Source organism: Streptomyces sp. NPDC041784 (genome assembly GCF_055591025.1).
This window is the reverse complement of sequence record NZ_JBVJAB010000024.1, coordinates 1-16,409: the sequence shown is the minus strand read 5'-3', so window position 1 is coordinate 16,409 and position 16,409 is coordinate 1. Positions and strand designations below refer to the sequence as shown.

General features: G+C 73.0%; 11 protein-coding genes and 1 tRNA gene. 7 read left to right on the top strand and 5 right to left on the bottom strand.

Going from position 1 to position 16,409, the window contains the following annotated elements:
• Positions 1-745 precede the first annotated feature (745 nt).
• Together ACZ6D7_RS35750 and ACZ6D7_RS35745 are read right to left on the bottom strand one after the other, a co-directional pair.
• Complete coding sequence (locus ACZ6D7_RS35750; RefSeq protein WP_469500126.1) at positions 746-1,216, bottom strand: hypothetical protein; 471 nt, start codon at positions 1,214-1,216, stop codon at positions 746-748.
• A gap of 203 nt (positions 1,217-1,419) precedes the next feature.
• Positions 1,420-2,505: an ABC transporter ATP-binding protein gene (locus ACZ6D7_RS35745; protein ID WP_469500125.1), complete on the bottom strand. Its 1,086-nt coding sequence runs from the start codon at positions 2,503-2,505 to the stop codon at positions 1,420-1,422.
• A 220-nt stretch (positions 2,506-2,725) separates the two neighbouring features.
• Between ACZ6D7_RS35745 and ACZ6D7_RS35740 the strand changes: the two genes are divergently transcribed.
• The 5 genes from ACZ6D7_RS35740 to fxsT all read left to right on the top strand — a co-directional run bounded on the left by ACZ6D7_RS35740 (position 2,726) and on the right by fxsT (position 10,824).
• Positions 2,726-2,798: transfer RNA gene (locus tag ACZ6D7_RS35740), tRNA-Thr, on the top strand.
• Between the two features lie 128 nt (positions 2,799-2,926).
• Positions 2,927-3,547, top strand: coding sequence for an RNA polymerase sigma factor (locus ACZ6D7_RS35735; RefSeq protein ID WP_469500124.1), 621 nt, complete (start codon positions 2,927-2,929; stop codon positions 3,545-3,547).
• Positions 3,544-4,620: a CU044_5270 family protein gene (locus ACZ6D7_RS35730; protein WP_469500121.1), complete on the top strand. Its 1,077-nt coding sequence runs from the start codon at positions 3,544-3,546 to the stop codon at positions 4,618-4,620. The genes ACZ6D7_RS35735 and ACZ6D7_RS35730 overlap by 4 nt, the downstream gene beginning before the upstream one ends.
• A gap of 237 nt (positions 4,621-4,857) precedes the next feature.
• Positions 4,858-6,330: a VMAP-C domain-containing protein gene (locus ACZ6D7_RS35725; protein ID WP_469500119.1), complete on the top strand. Its 1,473-nt coding sequence runs from the start codon at positions 4,858-4,860 to the stop codon at positions 6,328-6,330.
• A gap of 489 nt (positions 6,331-6,819) precedes the next feature.
• A complete protein-coding gene (gene fxsT / locus ACZ6D7_RS35720) occupies positions 6,820-10,824 on the top strand; it encodes an FxSxx-COOH system tetratricopeptide repeat protein (RefSeq protein WP_469500117.1) in 4,005 nt (1,334 codons plus the stop codon).
• Positions 10,825-10,834: 10 nt separating this feature from the next.
• Here the strand turns inward: fxsT and ACZ6D7_RS35715 are convergent, their stop codons facing one another.
• The 3 genes from ACZ6D7_RS35715 to ACZ6D7_RS35705 form a co-directional block, all read right to left on the bottom strand.
• Positions 10,835-12,658, bottom strand: coding sequence for an HEXXH motif domain-containing protein (locus ACZ6D7_RS35715; RefSeq protein ID WP_469500116.1), 1,824 nt, complete (start codon positions 12,656-12,658; stop codon positions 10,835-10,837).
• 18 nt (positions 12,659-12,676) lie between these two features.
• The gene (locus ACZ6D7_RS35710; RefSeq protein WP_469500115.1) at positions 12,677-12,847 is read right to left on the bottom strand and encodes a hypothetical protein; all 171 of its coding nucleotides are present in this window, start codon (positions 12,845-12,847) and stop codon (positions 12,677-12,679) included.
• Between the two features lie 128 nt (positions 12,848-12,975).
• Positions 12,976-14,094 carry an effector-associated domain 2-containing protein gene (locus tag ACZ6D7_RS35705; protein WP_469500114.1) on the bottom strand — a complete coding sequence of 373 codons (1,119 nt, stop codon included), beginning with the start codon at positions 14,092-14,094 and terminating at the stop codon, positions 12,976-12,978.
• Positions 14,095-14,307: 213 nt separating this feature from the next.
• On the opposite strand from ACZ6D7_RS35705, the gene ACZ6D7_RS35700 reads away from it, so the two are divergent.
• Together ACZ6D7_RS35700 and ACZ6D7_RS35695 are read left to right on the top strand one after the other, a co-directional pair.
• The gene (locus tag ACZ6D7_RS35700; RefSeq protein WP_469500112.1) at positions 14,308-14,478 is read left to right on the top strand and encodes a hypothetical protein; all 171 of its coding nucleotides are present in this window, start codon (positions 14,308-14,310) and stop codon (positions 14,476-14,478) included.
• A 2-nt stretch (positions 14,479-14,480) separates the two neighbouring features.
• Entirely contained in the window at positions 14,481-16,244 is a 1,764-nt protein-coding gene (locus ACZ6D7_RS35695; protein WP_469500111.1) for an HEXXH motif domain-containing protein, read from the top strand.
• Positions 16,245-16,409 lie beyond the last annotated feature (165 nt).

The following is a 16,409-nucleotide window of genomic DNA, read 5'->3' as shown; positions in this document are numbered from 1 at the left end:
TTACCGGCCGCGGGCTCGGGCGTACTGAGTGCACCGGGCGGGTGGCTGGGAGGTCGACCGGGGCCGTTGGGCGGGCGGGGTTCGGGCGAGGGCTGCTGCCTCGGTGGTCCGGGGCTGTCGGGTCCGTCGGTCGGGGCTGTGGGGCTGCCGGCCGATGGGGCCTGGGATGTCTCAGGTCTACCCGGCTCAGCGCTCCCCGGGCACTGAGCCCATCGGCCGAGTGGCGTTCGGTCGAGCCGGGGCCGTTGGGTGGGTGGTTTCGGGCCGCGGGGCTGCTGCCTCTGTGGTCCGGGGTGTCGGGGTTGGCGGCTGGGTGGCCGGGGTGTGGTCTGGCGGGCTCAGTGGGCTCGGGCTGTTGGGCCCACCGGTGCGGCGTGCCCGGGGTGCTGAGTCCGCCGGTGCGGCGCGCCCGGGGTGCTGAGTCCACCGGCGCGGCGTGCCCGGGGTGCTGAGTCCGCCGGTGCAGCGCGCCCGGGGTACTGAGGGCACCAGTGCAGCGCGCCCGGGGTACTGAGGGCACCGGTCGGGTGGCCGGGCGGTGCACTCAGTACCCCGGGGCCGTTGCCTCGGTGGGCCGGAGGGCGTCGGGTTCGTGGGCCCAGGCTGTTGGCTGGTTCGGTCGGGGCAGCCCTCAGGGGGCGCTGAGTCCGTCGGCCCGGGGCAGCGCGTGGTGGTGGCCCGGGGGCGGTGGACCCGCCGGGTGGGTGGGTTCGGTGCGGTCCCGGGCCGGGGTGGGGCCGTCGGCTCAGCTGTGGGCCGTCAGGACGCCGGAGGCGAAGGCAGTGTCGCAGACCGGGCGGGCGTAGGACTGGGCGCGGGAGGGGCCGTAGGCGCGGACCGCTGCTCGGCCCAGGGCGCGGGCGATGGAGGCGCAGTGCTTCGCCAGCGACGGCTTGCCGTTCACCGCGGCCTGGAGGTGGGTCAGGGCGACGCCCGGATCCTTCTCCTGGAGCTCGGTGAGCAGCTGGTCGCGCAGGACGTCCTGCGGGGCCTTGGCCGCGCTCTGGGCGGCGCGGTGCACGGTGGAGACGTCGGAGGCGGTGAGCACCGAGTCCGACGGGCTCCCCGACCAGTTGACCCGGGTGACCGCGAGGGTCCCCGAGAGCACCATGACGACGGGCAGGACGAGGGCGAGCGAGCGGCCGATCCGGCGGGCTGGGCCGCCCTGGCCGCGTCGCGTGCGCTGGGTGGTGGAGTGGTTCGCGGAGTGCTTCACGCGTGAGAGGGTAGCGCCCGGTAATCAGTCGGCGACATCTGGTCACCCGGACGGGGGATGAAGTGGTGCGCCTTTTTGGGTAGGGCGTTGACGGGCAAGAGGCCGATCGGGTCGAAACGTCATGAATGCGGGGTATGTGGGGGCAGCGAGAAGGGCCCCGCAGCAGCCTGCGGGGCCCTTCTCGTCAACCGTCGGGTCGGCGGTCAGTCGGACAGGCGCTCGCCCGTCGACGTGGAGAACACGTGGGTCTCGCCGCCGCGCGGGACGACGTGCAGCGTGCTGCCCTTCTCCGGGACGTCACGGCCGCCGACGCGGACCACGAGGTCCTTCGCCTCGCCGCCGACCTGGGCGGTGCCGTAGACGAAGGCGTCGGAGCCCAGCTCCTCGACCACGTTCACGACGACCCCGAGACCGGTGTCGGAGTCGGTGGTGATGTCGAAGTGCTCCGGGCGGACACCCACGGTGACCGTCTTGTCGGTGGTGGAGGAGAGCGCGTCACGCTGCACCGGCACCACGGAGTTGCCGAACTTCACGCCGCCGTCGGCGATCGGCACCTCGACGAGGTTCATCGCGGGGGAGCCGATGAAGCCGGCCACGAAGAGGTTGGCGGGCTTGTCGTACATGTTGCGCGGGGTGTCGACCTGCTGGAGCAGACCGTCCTTGAGGACGGCCACCCGGTCGCCCATGGTGAGGGCCTCGACCTGGTCGTGGGTGACGTAGACCGTGGTGATGCCGAGACGGCGCTGGAGCGACGCGATCTGCGTACGGGTCGAGACACGGAGCTTGGCGTCGAGGTTCGACAGCGGCTCGTCCATGAGGAAGACCTGCGGCTCACGCACGATGGCGCGGCCCATCGCGACACGCTGGCGCTGACCACCGGAGAGCGCCTTCGGCTTGCGGTCCAGGTACTCGGTGAGGTCGAGGATCTTCGCGGCCTCCTCGACCTTCTGCCGGATCTCCGCCTTGTTGACGCCGGCGATCTTGAGCGCGAAGCCCATGTTGTCGGCGACGGTCATGTGCGGGTAGAGCGCGTAGTTCTGGAACACCATGGCGATGTCCCGGTCCTTCGGCGGCAGGTGGGTGACGTCGCGGTCGCCGATGCGGATCGCGCCGCCGTTGACGTCCTCGAGGCCGGCGAGCATCCGCAGGGAGGTGGACTTGCCGCAGCCGGACGGGCCGACCAGGACGAGGAACTCGCCGTCCGCGATCTCGATGTCCAGGGCGTCGACGGCGGGCTTCGTGGAACCCGGGTAGATCCGGGTCGCCTTGTCGAATGTGACAGTGGCCATGGCTCAGAGGCCCCCTTCTACCGGCAGGAACGTGCCGGACGATCCGTTGTAGGAAGGTGGTTTGGTGTAGTCCACACGAGTGAACTGGCCGAGACGCTACCTGGCGGCCGCCCGATCTGTCAGTACCCGGAGGCATGTGAACTTCGCGGAAATTTTCGACGGGCCGCCCCGGCGACCTGGGTACACTGCACGGGCACGTACGTGACCCACGCACGCGCGCGCCTCCTTAGCTCAGCTGGTAGAGCACCGCTCTTGTAAAGCGAAGGTCGTCGGTTCGAGTCCGACAGGGGGCTCCGATCAGTACCGACCGGCCCCGAGGGGCCGTCGCCCCGTGGCGTGTGAGCCGGGTGTGGTGTACGTCACGGGAACTCGTTCGTCCGGTCCGTCAGTTCAGAGCGTGACCACAGATATGCGAACCCGGGTGCGCACCGGAGATCCGGACGCCTTCGCGGAACTCTTCGACGAGTGTGCCCGCGTGGTGTACAACCACGCCTTCCGGCTGACCGCCGACTGGTCCGTGGCCGAGGACGTCATGTCGGCGACGTTCATGGAGGCATGGCGGCGCCGTGCGTCGATCGAGGCCGAGGGCGGTTCGCTGCGGCCCTGGCTGCTGGGCATCGCCACCAATGTCGCCCGCTCCCACTGCCGCAGCAACCGGCGCTACCGGACGGCGGCCGACGCCGCGGCCGCGGCCGGCGCGGCGCAGGAGCAGGTCGCCGACCATGCCGAGGAGACCGCCGGACGGCTGGACGACCGCCGCCGGATCAGCGCCACGCTGACCGCCCTCGGCGCCCTGCGGCGCCCCGAGCGCGAGGTCCTGGTGCTCTGTCTGTGCGAGGGCATGGAGTACGCCGAGGCCGCCGCCGCCCTCGGCATCCCCGTCGGAACCGTCCGCTCCCGCCTGTCCCGGGCCCGCGGCAAGCTGCGCAAGCTCGCCGACGCCGAACTCGCCAGAAGAAAACGGGAACCCACCTACCCGAACCGGCAGATAACAGGTGATCGCGGATACGCGATCCGGTCCGCACAGGAAGGAAACCGATGAACGCCACCCCCTCCCAGTCGCACCCGGCTGAGTGGACGGAGACCCAGGAGCTCCAGCCCTCCGTGGAGCGGGATCTGCCGGCGGGCCGCCACCAGTTCCACAAGGAGCACCTGATGGCCCAGATCCACGAAGACCTCCGTACCGCCGGCCCCGCCGCCGCCCCGGCCGTCGCCCCGCGCCGGACCAACCCGTTCCTGCGCCGGGCGGTCCTGCTGCCCGCCGCGGCCTTCGCCCTGGCCGGCGTGGTGGTGGCCGGCCTCGCGCTGTCCGGCGGCGACGGCGGCGGCACGACCCCCCTGGCCACCGGCCCCGCGCTGACGTCCGAGATCGGTGCCGTCGACGCCCAGGGCGGGCCCCTGCTGCTCGACCGCATCTCGCTGGCCGCCGCCGACACCTCCGAGTCCGCGGTGCGCGACGACCAGTACGTCTACATCGCCTCCAAGGTGGCCAGCACCTACCCGAAGACCGAGGGCGACAAGACCACCGTCGTCAGTCAGGAACTGCACTCCCGGGAGGTCTGGGAGTCCCCCGACGGGATGGACGGCTGGCTGATCGAACCGGGCGAGACGAGCGACGACGGCATGACCCTGGCGGGGGGAGAGGCCCCGCTCAGCTCGGCGTACAACAAGCTCGCCGCGCTGCCGACCGACCCCGACGCGCTGCTGAAGCAGATCTACGAGGAGTCGGACGCCCACCGGGACCGGGAGGTGCCCCGCGACCAGGCGGCCTTCGTCGCCATCGGTGATCTGCTGACCGAGAGTTACCCGCCCGCGAAGCTCACCGCGGCGCTCTACAAGGCCGCCGCCAAGATCCCCGGGGTGGTCGCGGTGGACGACGCGGAGGACGCCCTGGGCCGTCACGGGGTCGCGATCGCGCGGCTGAACGACCAGGACGGCCAGCGCACCGAATGGATCTTCGACAAGAAGACCCTGGAGTTCCTCGGTGAGCGCAGTGTGGTGGTCGAGCAGGTCGCCGGCAGTCCGTTCAAGACCGGCACGGTCGTGTTCACCTGCGCGATCACCGAGCGCGCGGTTGTCGACGAGATGAAGCAGACGCCGGGCGAGAAGGGCTGACAGGAAGGGCTGGCAAGAAGAGCTGACAGGAAGGGCTGGCAAGAAGAGCTGGCAAGAAGGGCTGACAAGAACGGCTGGCAAGAAGAGCTGGCACGAAGGGCTGAGAAGGCGTCACATGGTACGGGCCACCGGTCGTTCACGCCGGTGGCCCGTCCTTTTCCTGCCCCAAGCCCGCCCGTCGGCCGTACCCTGGTCGGCACCGTCAGGGAACCGCACAGGCTGTCTGGAGGTAACGGGGTGGGAGAGTGGAGTCTGGAACGGGCCCGCAACGAACTGGTCGCGTCCGTCGTGGACGCGCTCCAGCGTTCGGGCACGGTGAGCCAGGCGGCCAGCCGTGAGATCTGGCGCGACATGCTGTCCGGCGAGCTGGGCGCCCGGGTGGAGCCGCTCACCGGGGACCGGCTGCGGCCCTGGCTGCTGATGGTGGTGCGGGAGTGCACCGCGGTCGGCGACGGGCTCGCCTGTCTGGTGCGTTCGCTGGAGTACGTCGAGCAGGAGTCCGCGGCGGTCGCCGAGCTGTGGCCGCTGGTGGACGAGTGGGAGGCCGTCGACTTCTTCAGTCAGGCGGATCTGCGCGGGTTGCAGTCCGTCCTTCAGTCGATCGGTACCGCCGATATATCGACGATGGCTCGCCGGGCCAGCCGGTCCCGGGTGCAGGAGCTGCCCGCCTGGTGCCGGACCGCATGGCATGTGTTCCTGAGACTCGCGGGCGAGAACACCCCGCACGGTGAGCTGCCGCCGAGCATGGCGTTCCTCTCGCTGTCCGCGGAGTGGCTGGTGGAGGACGGACGGGCGGACGCCGCGGAGCGGCTGCGCCGCTTCAACCGGGAGCAGGCCGGGCCCCTGGGGGTGGAGACGCTGCTGGCGGACTGGCAGCACTCGGAGTTCCCGCGGCCCGAGCCCTCGCTGGTGCCCGCGTATCTGCTGATCCAGTTCGAACCGGACCGGGGCGAGGAGGACCGCTTCTACGTCTCGCACTGGCGCCAGTCCGACTCCGAGGGCTGGCATCCGGTGCGCGGCGAGACCGTTCATCTGGGGCGGGAGGAGCTGCCGGAGGCGGTGGAGCGGCTGGTGGAGGAGACCGAGAGCCGGTGGGCGGATCTGCGCCAGCCGGTGATCCTCGAGTTCGTCCTGCCGTGGGAGCTGCTGAACGAGCCGGTGGAGTGGTGGTCGAAGGAGTCCGACTCCCCGTCGCCGACGCCGCTCGCCCTGGACTATCCGGTGGTGGTGAGAAGCCTGGAGCGGTTGCAGAGAGCGGCCTGGCACCGGCCCTGGCACACCAAGTGGCGGCAGCTGAGCGAGCGGCCGGCGGACAGCCACCCGCACTGGAGCCGTCCGGCGCAGGACGGGGCGTACTTCTTCCATCTGGAGCGCGAGCTGAAGGAGGACCGGCACGCAGTGTGCCTGGTGCTCAGCGAGCCGCCCGGCGACGACTCGGGCGCGGGCCGGCGCGAAATGCTGGCCGGGCTGCGGGCGGGCGTCCCGGCGATGATCTGGCACCGCCAGGACTGCTCCGACGAGGCCTTCCACGACGCCGTCGGGGAGATCCTCCAGGATCGGCTGCTCGGCAGCCTGGCGGACCGGGTCCGGGAGTGGCGCAAGGAGGCGCTGGCCCTCGGGCCCGACGGCTGGGACCAGCACGTCGGGCGCCATCTGGCCATCCTGCTGGACGACCCGGACCGCAAGCCGAGCCCGCCCGGGCCGGTGTAGGCCGTCATGGCTGCCCGGAGCGGGGAGCGCTCCTCGGAAGCCGGCGGTCCGTTAGGCGGGCCGGCGGCAGCGCCGGAGCGGACGCCGGACTCGGCGCCGGAGGGGGCGTCAGGAGAGGAACCATGCCTCATACCGTCAGGGGCGTCAGGAGAGGATCCATGCCTGATTCCATGCCTGATTCCATGCCTCATTCCGTGCCTCGGACCGGCAGGTGACGACCCGGCCGTACGGTCGGGAGATCGGCCGGTCGAGGCACCCTTGCGCGGTACATGCCGCGGTGCCACGCTGGTACGGCCGCGTGTCTGCGCTCTGTTGTCCCACCCCTCGTGGCCTGCCGCCTTGCACCCCGAGCAGACCGCTGCCAGGCTGGGCACGTGGATGTCACGCATGCCCGCGCGATGCGGGGCCTCCTCCCGCTTTCCGCGGCGGCCAGCAGCCCTGGACGCTCAGAGAGTGCTTATGCGGTGTGACGATGGTTCACGATCAGCGATGGCACCGACTTCTGACGAGGCGTCCCTCCACGCGGCGCTGGAGGCGCTGAGCGCACTCGCCCCACCGGACGCGGCCGAGCGTCCCGCCGTCCTGTTCGTCGTCGACGACCACGTCACCATGCGGGTGTGGGACGCGCGGATCGGCCGGCTCGTCGACCTGGTCGCCCGCGCGGGCACGCTGGGCCCGGTGTCCACCACACGGCTGCTGTGCTCGGACGACACCGAACCGGCCCGGATCCGGCTGGCGGACCTGCCCGCGGCCGACGCCCGCCGCCGGGTGGTGCTGGTGCTGACCGACGGCCTCGCCGCGGGCTGGCGCGCGGACGCCGTACTGCCGCTGCTGCGTGAACTCGGCCGGGAAGAGCCGGTCGCGGTGCTGCAACTGCCGCCGCAGCGGCTGTGGTTCCGTACCGGACCGGACGTCCACCGGATGCGGCTGCGGGCCGACGGCCCCTGGGCGCCGAACACCGCGCTGCGCTGGGAACTGCGTACCTCCCCCCTCGAAGCCGTCGACGAGGGCCTCGACCGTACGGCCGTGATGCCGGTCCCCGTCCTGGAACTGACCGAGCGGTCCCTGTCCGGCTGGGTCGGCCTGGTCACCGGAACCAGCCGCGGCTGGGCGGAGATGTCCGGCCTGCGCGCCCGCGAGTGGAAGCGGCGGGCGGACGCGGCGCGGGCCGTACCGTGGATCGACGACGTGCCCGACCCCGCCAGCGCCGTGCCGCCCTGGGAGCGGGTCTCGGAGTACCGGGCCGCGGCCTCGCCCACCGCGTTCGCGCTGGCCACCCGGCTGGCGGCGGCCCCGCTGACGCTGAAGGTGATGGCGGCCGTCACCGCGTCGACGCCCGGTGCCGGTCCCGCCCATCTCAGCGAACTGCTGATGAGCGGCCTCGTACGGCCCGCGGGCGGGGAGGCCGACCGGGCGGCGGACGTGGTCTTCACCTTCGGCCCCAACATCCGCGAGGAGTTACTGGCCCTGTCCCGACGCAGGGACACCGTGCGGGTCCTGTACGACGTACGGTCGCTGACGGCGACCGCCGGGCAGGACACCGAACCCGGGCCGCGTGAGTCCGAGGACCCGTTCGAGTCGGCCGAGGTGCCGCGGGTCACCGCGCGGAACGTGGCCTTCCTGCGGGTCGAACTGGCGGCCCTGTCGGCTCTCTCCGGGCAGCGATTCCTTGCCCGTGCCGGGCTCCTGGCCCGGGCGCTCGACGAGTACGACCGGCAGCACACCGTCAGCCTGAGCAAGGACGGCGCCCCGAGGCCCGCCAGGACGGCGGATCCGGCCGGTTCCGGCTCCGGGCCGCGGGTCGGCGGGCGGGGCCACGAGGATCACACGGGTCACACGGGTCACACGGATCACGTGGAACGCGCGGAATCCGCACCAGCCCCCAGGGGGTCCGGGACAACTTCAGAAGGAGCCACCGACATGGCGACCACCCAGCAGCCCACGGTGGAGAGCGGGCAGTCCACGACGCCGCGCGTCTGGGGCAACATCCCGCCGCGCAACCCGAACTTCACCGGCCGGGTGGACCTGCTCGAACGACTGGGCGATCGGCTGCGGGAGGGCACGACCACCGTGCTGCCCGAGGCGATTCACGGCATGGGCGGCGTGGGCAAGACCCAGCTGGCGATCGAGTACGCCTACCGGCACCAGTCCGAGTACGACATCGTGTGGTGGATCCCGGCCGAGCGGCCTGGCCAGATCGGCCAGGCCCTGGTGGAACTCGCCCAGCGGCTCGGGCTGGTCAGCAGCGCAGAGGCGAACATCGCCGGACCCGCCGTGCGTGAGGCGCTGCGGGAGGGACGGCCGTACTCCCGCTGGCTGCTGATCTTCGACAACGCCGACAGCCCCGAACGGGTGCGCGACTACTTCCCCACCGGCGGCAGCGGCACCATCCTGGTCACCTCCCGCAACCGGCGCTGGAGCGTGGTGGGTCCCTCGCTCGAGGTCGACGTCTTCACGCGGGAGGAGAGCAAGCAGCTGCTGCGCCGCTCCAGCGCCTACGGCGAGGAACTCACCGACACCGACGCGGACCTCCTCGCCGAGGCGCTCGGCGACCTTCCGCTCGCCCTGGAACAGGCCGCGGCCTGGCGGGCCGAGACCGGGATGCCCGTCTCGGAGTACCTGCGGCTGTTCGAGCACAAGCGCAGCGAGCTGCTGGAAGTCTCCCCGCCCCCGGACTACCAGCTGCCGGTCGCCGCCGCCTGGAACGTCTCCCTCGACCACCTGGAGACCCGCAGCCCCACCGCGCTGAAGCTGCTCCAGCTGTGCTCCTACTTCGCGCCCGACCCCATCTCGCGCTCGATCTTCTCCGGCCTCGGCGGCTCGCGGATCGATCCCGAGCTGGACCGCGCGCTCAACGACCCGATGCGGCTGGCCCGGGCCATACGGGAGATCAACCGCTACTCCCTCGCCCGTATCGACCACCGGACCAACTCGATCGAGATGCACCGCCTCGTCCAGGCCGTGCTGATCCACCGGATGACCCCCGAGGAACAGAAACGCATGCGCAATGGGGCTCACACACTGCTCGCCGCCGCCGACCCGAAGGGACCCAACTCGGCGGCCAACTGGCCTCGCTACGCGGAGCTGTACGGCCATGTCATCGCGTCCACCGCCGTCGAGTCCGACCAGCCGTGGGTGCGCGCACTGGTGATGAACGTCGCCAAGTACCTCTGGTACTGGGGTGACCACCGGGTCGCCATCGAGTTCTCGGAGCAGGCCTGGGAGACCTGGCAGGAGCTCTTCGGGCAGGAGGACCAGCAGACCCTGCTGATGGGCTGGTGGCTGGGCTTCCTGTACCTGATGGTGGGCCGCCACGACGAGGCCTCCGAGGTCGTCTCCGTGCTCAAGGACGTCTACACCCGCACCGCGCCCGCGGACCAGGAGGACACCCGGGAGGACGCTCTGGTGGCGCTGAACCTCGAAGCCTCGGTGCGCCGCCACCAGGGGGACTTCGTCGCCGGCGCGGAACTGGACGAGACGGCCTATCAGCGCGCCCGGCGGGCCTTCGGCGACGACGACCCGACCACGCTGATCACGTCCCACAACCTCGGGGTGAGCCTCCGGCTGGTCGGCGAGTTCCAGCGGGCGCTGGAGCTGGACCGGCGCACGCACGTGATGAAGATGCGGCTGTTCGGCCGGGAGCACCAGCAGGCGCTGGTGACCGAGGCGAGCGTCGCCGTCGACGTACGGGAGACCGGCAACTACGTCGGCGCGCGGTCGCTCCAGCAGGCCGTCGTCGACGGCTACCGGGCGACCTTCGGACCCGAGAACCCCACAACGCTGCGGAACGTGCGCCAGCTGAGCGAGGCCTGCCGCAAGGAGGGCGACCGGGTCATGGCGCTGCACCTGGCGCGCGAGACGTTCGAACACTTCACCCGCCGGTACGGCGACTCCCACCCGGACTCCCTGACGGCCGCGCTCGCCCTGTCGGTGGCGCTGCGGCACAACGGCGATCTGGAGGGGGCCCTGGAGCGCGGCGGGAAGGCGGCCGAAGGGTTCCGCAGCATCTTCCAGCCGGACCACCCGCATGTCATGGCGGCCGATGTCGACCTCGCGGTGACGCTGCGGCTGCTGGGCCGGGTGCAGGCGGCCAGAGAGCTGGACGAGGCGGCGCTGGCGTCGCTGACCGGGCGTCTCGGGGAGAGCCATCCGATCGTGCTGGCCTGCGCGATCAACCTGGCGAGCGACCTGAGCGCGCTCGGCCTGGTGGCCCAGGCCCGGGAACTCGGGGAGCGGACGGTGGCGCTGTGCCGGACGCGGCTGGGTGAGAACCACCCGACCACGCTGGTGTGCGCGGCGAACCTCTCCCTGGACCTCCTCGCGCTCGGCGCGGAGACCGAGGGCGAGGACTTGCGCGAGGACACCCTGGACCGGATGGAACGGGCCCTGGACGAGCCACGCCTCGCCTCGGCCGAGTCCGCTCCGCACCCGGCGACCGCACAGGCCAGGGCGAGGCTACGGAGCGACTGCGACATCGACCCGATGCCGATGTGACGCCGGGGAGTCAGGTCCGGGGCGAGCCGAGCCAGGTGGCGAGGCGGATCGGGTCGGGGGCGGTGCCCGTGGCGTTGAGCAGGGCCTGCCGCACCGCTCGCGCCCGCTCGGGGTGCCGGCAGAGCAGGCGGGCCGCGGCGGGGTCGGTGCCGGCCACCGCCAGGGCCCGGCCGAGGCCCGCCCAGGCTCCGGCCGCCGGGGCTTGCGCGGCCAGGTCCGCCAGGTAGGCGCGGCGGGCCGCCGGCGCGTCGCCCATGGCCAGCAGGGCGTCCCCGGTCAGTGCCCCTGTGACCCGGGCGGCCGTCTTCTCGGGTCCGTCGAGCGCGATCCGGTCGTCGTCCGTGCCGCTGAGGCGGTAGCGGACGAGGACCGTCAGGCTGTCCAGCCAGCGCGCCCGGGGGTCGGGCACGAGCGGGGGCTCGGACGCCAGGGAGCGGGGCGGCTCGCCCGCGCCGGCCAGCCACGCGCGTACGGCGGCGTCGACCGCGGGTGCGGGGGGCCGCCGGTGGTGGGCCCGCCAGCGGGCGGTGTGGTCGTCGGCACAGAGCCGGGCGAGAGTCAGCCACTCCTCGGGGACCGGCTCGGTCAGCCACCGGGTGCAGTGGTCGCGCAGGGTGTCCAGCAGGGTCGCGCCCAGCGGGGTGAGCCGCGGATGGCCACGGATCTGGTCCATCGCCCTGGTCAGCTGCACGCGCCAGAGCGCGAACTCGAAGTGGGCCAGGGCGTTCCGTTCGGACGCGGCCCTACGGTGCTCGCGCCAGAACCGGGTGATCCCGGCGAAGGCGTAGATGCCCTGGAGCAGCCCTTCGAGGGGTCGGGGATCGTCCCGCCAGGGCGCGTACCAGAGCTCCGGCGAGGCGCCGGTGGCGCCGGGGTCGTCGGTCAGCAGGGGGGCCAGGTGCAGCAGGCTGCCGAGCTTGGTGTGCTGGAACTCGTGCACGAGGGTGACGGCCAGATGGAGGGCGTCGTCCGGTTCGGAGGCCTCGATACCGCCGAAGGCGTCCCCGGACGTCACACTACGCGGCCGAAACCTTTCCCTCGCCACTGTGGGTGTCAACGAGAGCAGGCCGCCGCGCCGCATGGCCTCGGCCGTCGTGGGCTGCTCGGCGAGCAGGATCGCCCAGGCGCGCTCCAGCAGGTGCCGCCAGTGGGCCGCCGCCTCGTCCGACAGCGGGCGCGGCTCGGTCGGCCGGGGGTAGGTCCGGTAGGGGTCGGCGTCGTCCAGCGTGATCCCGAGCCGCCGGCCTTCGGGGCCGACGGTGAGGCGGCGCACCGGGTGCCACCGCGGCCCCGGCGGACCGAGCAGGGGTACGGCGGCCGTGCCGTCCGGTGGTTCCAGTACGGCGCGTCCGTCCGCGGCCCGCACGGTGGCCGTAGCCCACGGTTCGGTCACCGGCAGCACCGCGCACCCGAGCGTCGGCAGGGGGACCCGGCCGTGCCGCACCGGTACGTCGACGGAGAAGGCCAGTCCGGTGCGCAACCCCGCCGCGGCGGCGAGGGCGCGGACATGACCGAGCACCACCCACAGGGGCGGCTCGTCCTCCGGCGTCGCACCGCGGAGCCGGCGCAGGGCCGCCGCCAGCCACATGCCCGTCTGCGGGTACATCAGCAGGTCCTCGACGACCCGGGGGGCGCGGCTCTGCGCCCGGCTGAGCAGCTCCCAGGCGGGACCGAGGTCCGTGGCGTCGTCGAGCATCCGTAACAGCAGCAGCCGGCGGCTGCGTTCGGCCGCCAGCAGGATGCCGAGGGTGTCCGGGCTCCCCTCGCCGTGCAGCAGTTCGCTCACACCGGCGAGGGGCAGGCGATGATGGGGCAGGGCGGGCTCCGCACTCACGAGCGGCCCCGGAGCGGGTCAGTCGCGGCGCATGGAGCCGCCGTCGATGGTGCTGACACTGGCCAGCTGGCGGTCGATCTCCGGCAGCAGCCCCTGTACCGAAGCGGCGAGGACCCGATCGTCAATGGAGCGCAGCGTTTCAAGAGATACCCCCGCGAGATCGACCAGGCTGGACTCGACGGCGGCCACAGTCGGCTCCATGACGGCCAAACCCCTTCCCCCCGGCTCGTTTGGATGCTGGCTGCTCACATCCTCCTGATGATGACCCGCCGCACGGGGGATGAAACCCCGCACCCCGTCGGGCACGCGATATCAGGTCACCGTGCTTCCCGGGTGCGGCGGTAGCGCCGGGACAGTGCCGCCGCCTCCCGGTCCACGCGGGCCATCCCGGCGGATTCGCTCTCGAACAACCGTATCGCCTCCAGCAGTTGGTCCAGTGCGCCCGGATAGCGCAGGCAGGTCCGCAGGATCCCGAACAGGTCGTGGCGCAGGGAGTCCGAGCGAGGGCTCGTGCCGGCGATCGCCGGGTCGATGCCGGAGAGCACCAGGTCGAGGGTGGTGCGCCGGGCGACGGTGGGCAGGGCGATCAACGCGTCGACCAGGCCGTTCAGTTCGCGGAGCGGCAGGTCGTCGGGCAGCCCGTCGAGGGAGTCCGAGGGTGTGGGGGCCATCCGGCCGGGGGTGGGGTGGGTCAGGTCGGCCGCGGACAGGGGGAGTCCGGCGCAGGCGTGCAGGGTGGTGAGTTCGGTCCGGCCGAGCAGGGAGTACCAGCGGCTCACCCGGACCGCGGCGAGGCGGCCCGGTCCGTCCGACCGGTGGTGCGCGCTGACCAGGCCGACGAACGTGCCCTCGTGCCAGACGGCGGCACCCGACATGCCCTCCCAGGGGGAGCGGTGCGGGTCCGGGTCGGCGGCGGGGGGTGTGACCGCGAGTTCCAGGGTGCCCTCGCGGCGGTTGGACAGCACGGAGGTCAGGCCCGTCGCGTGGCAGGAGTCGCGGTACAGGGTGGGCGGGCCGTCGCCCACCGGGGGCGTCCGGTCCGTGCGCAGCTTGAAGCGGGGGAAGCCCAGCGCGCTGCACGGCAGGTGGACGTCCGTGTCCGGCAGGTCGCCGTAGGCCGGGGGGTCGACGGGTGCGGCGTGGGGTCCCGGGGGAGGCTCGTCGGTGATCTCCAGGAGCGCCACGTCCGCCTCGTCGGAGGCGAGGACGACCGTGGCCCGCGCGGTCCACTCGTCGGCGCGGTCCGCCTCGAACCGGACCCGCACGGTGCCCTCCGCGGCCCCGGCCCCGGCCCCGCGCACGACATGTGCGGCGGTGAGCAGCCAGCGGGGTCCCACCCGGTAGCCGGAGCCGCGCCGGCCGGGTCCGGGGGTGTCCGGGGCCGCGCCGACGATCACCTCCGCCACGCGGAGCGGGTCCAGTCCCGGCTGCGGCATCCGGTCGCTCAACTCCCTTGTGGGCCTGTCCAGTTCCCTCACGCACACGTTCTACCCGCCTCGCGCATCCGATCATCCGATTTCGGGCAGATTCCGTGCGGCTGCGGTGTGTGATGCCGGTGATGCACTAGAGTCGATCAAGTGGTCTGAAAACCGCTGAAAAGGTGGCATTAGATCATATTTCAGCCGTATCCAGTGTTCAGGGGCAGCGTCATGCGGAAGCCGGCAGTCGAGTCCGAACTGGTCGATCTCAGCGGCGTGCCGCTCGATGCCTGGCCCACCCTGGACCTTCCGTCGGCCGATGCCTCCCTGCGTCGTCTGCTCAGCCGGATCGACGACTCCGAGGGCAGCTTCGGCGGTTACCAGCCGCCGCGCGAGGCCTAGGCGTGCGGCACACAATCCCCGCCCCACCCCACGTCCTCGCCCCGGACTTCCTCGACGCACTGCTGGCCGGGGGCGGCGGGGTCGCGGCCGTGGAGGCGTTGTGCGCCGGTGAGCGCAGTTGGCGGCTGCTCGTCGTGCGGGCCCTGCTGGACGCGTCAGCGTCCGCGCCGGCCGGGCCGTTGCCCCCGGCCGGGGACGCCTGGCGGCTGCTGGCGCGGGCCTGGGCGGTGGACGCGGACGCGGCGGAGCGGGTGCTGGCGTATCCGGCGGTCGGCGTCTGGGCCGCGCACACCCTGCGCCGGCTGCGCGGCTCCGCCGAGGACGACGCGCCCCTGTGGGCGCACACCGGACACCTCCACGCCCTCGCGGCGAGCGCGGCGGTCCTCGCCGGGCTGGAGTTCCGTACCGACGTCCCCGTCCGGCACGGCTGGGCGGTCCTGCCGCTGGTCGGGGCGATGCGGGTGGACCCGGACGGCGGGTACGGCGGGGACGGCGGGGACAGGGGGGACGGCTGGGGCGTCGCCGAGGTGACCGCCGACGGCGGCGGGCGGGTCTCCGTCGCCGGGCGAGCCGTGCCCGGTCCCGGCTGGCACGCGCCGACCGAACTCGGCGCCGACGGATGCGCGCTGGTCCTCGACGACCTCGACCCCTACCGCGCGCTGCGCGCCCCCGCCGCACCCGAGCCGCTCGGCTCGGCCGACGACTGGCGGGAACTGTTCGCCGGAGCCTGGGAGGTGCTGCGGGAGACCGGGGCCGAGGAGGCCGACGCGCTGGGCCGTGGGCTGACCGTGGTCGTGCCCCGGCCGCGCGCCGAGCGGTTCCGGCCGCACAGCGCCTCCTCCGGCGACGCCTTCGGTGCCGCGCTGGCCTCGGTGCCGGACGACGCCGAGCAGTTCGCCTCGACGCTGGTGCACGAGTTCCAGCACAACAAGCTCAGCGCGCTCATGCACCTGTTCACCCTGTACGAGGACCCGGGCACCCGGCTGCGCTACGCCCCCTGGCGCGACGACCCGCGGCCGCTCGGCGGGCTGTTGCAAGGGGTCTACGCCTTCCACGGGGTCACCGGGTTCTGGCGGCGGCGCGAACACCCCCTCGGGCGCTTCGAGTTCGCGCTGTGGCGGGCCCAGACCACCCACGCGCTGCGCTCGATCGCCGACGCGGAGGAACTCACCGACCTCGGACGACGGCTGGTCGCCGAGCTGACCGGACGGCTCGAACCCTGGCTGGCCGAACCGGTCGACGCCCGCTGCCGGGCCGCGGCCGACCTCGCCGTCCGCGACCACCGCGCGACCTGGCGGGCGTACCACCTGCGCCCCGACCCCGGGACGGTCCGCGCCCACGCCGAGGCCCTGGAGCGCGGCGCGCCGCCGCCCGCGACCGGCCCCGCGCCCACGCTCGTTCCCGGCCGCCCGGCCCGCGGCCTCGACACCCGGGCCGTGCTGCTGCGCCGCCTGCTGGCCGATCCGGCGGGCCTGGCCGGCCTGGACGACGACCCGGGCGCCGTCGTCGAAGGCGCCCGCCCCGAGGACGTCGCCCTGGTCACGGGCCGCACGTCCGAGGCCCTGGACGCGTTCCGGTCCCGTATCGCCCGGGGCGACGGCGATCCCGAGAGCTGGGTCGGCCTGGGCCTGGCGGCCCACGCCACGGGCGACCCGGCCGGTACGGCCCTGCTCACCACCCCCGAACTCGCCCTGGCCCTCTACGCCGAGACGGGCGGCCGGGGACGGGATCCGCTGGAGGTGGGGCGGGGGCTGGTCCGGGCGTGAGCCCGCACGGGCGCGGCACGGCCCGGCAAGCGGTGTGGGCGTACGTCCGGGACGCCCCCTACCCCTAGGCCCAATGCTGGTGACTTAAGTTCTGTCTTGTCGAGTGATACTGACGGTGTCCGGTGCGGGTGGTGTCCGGCTGCGATGCTCGGCCCGTTTGAGCGG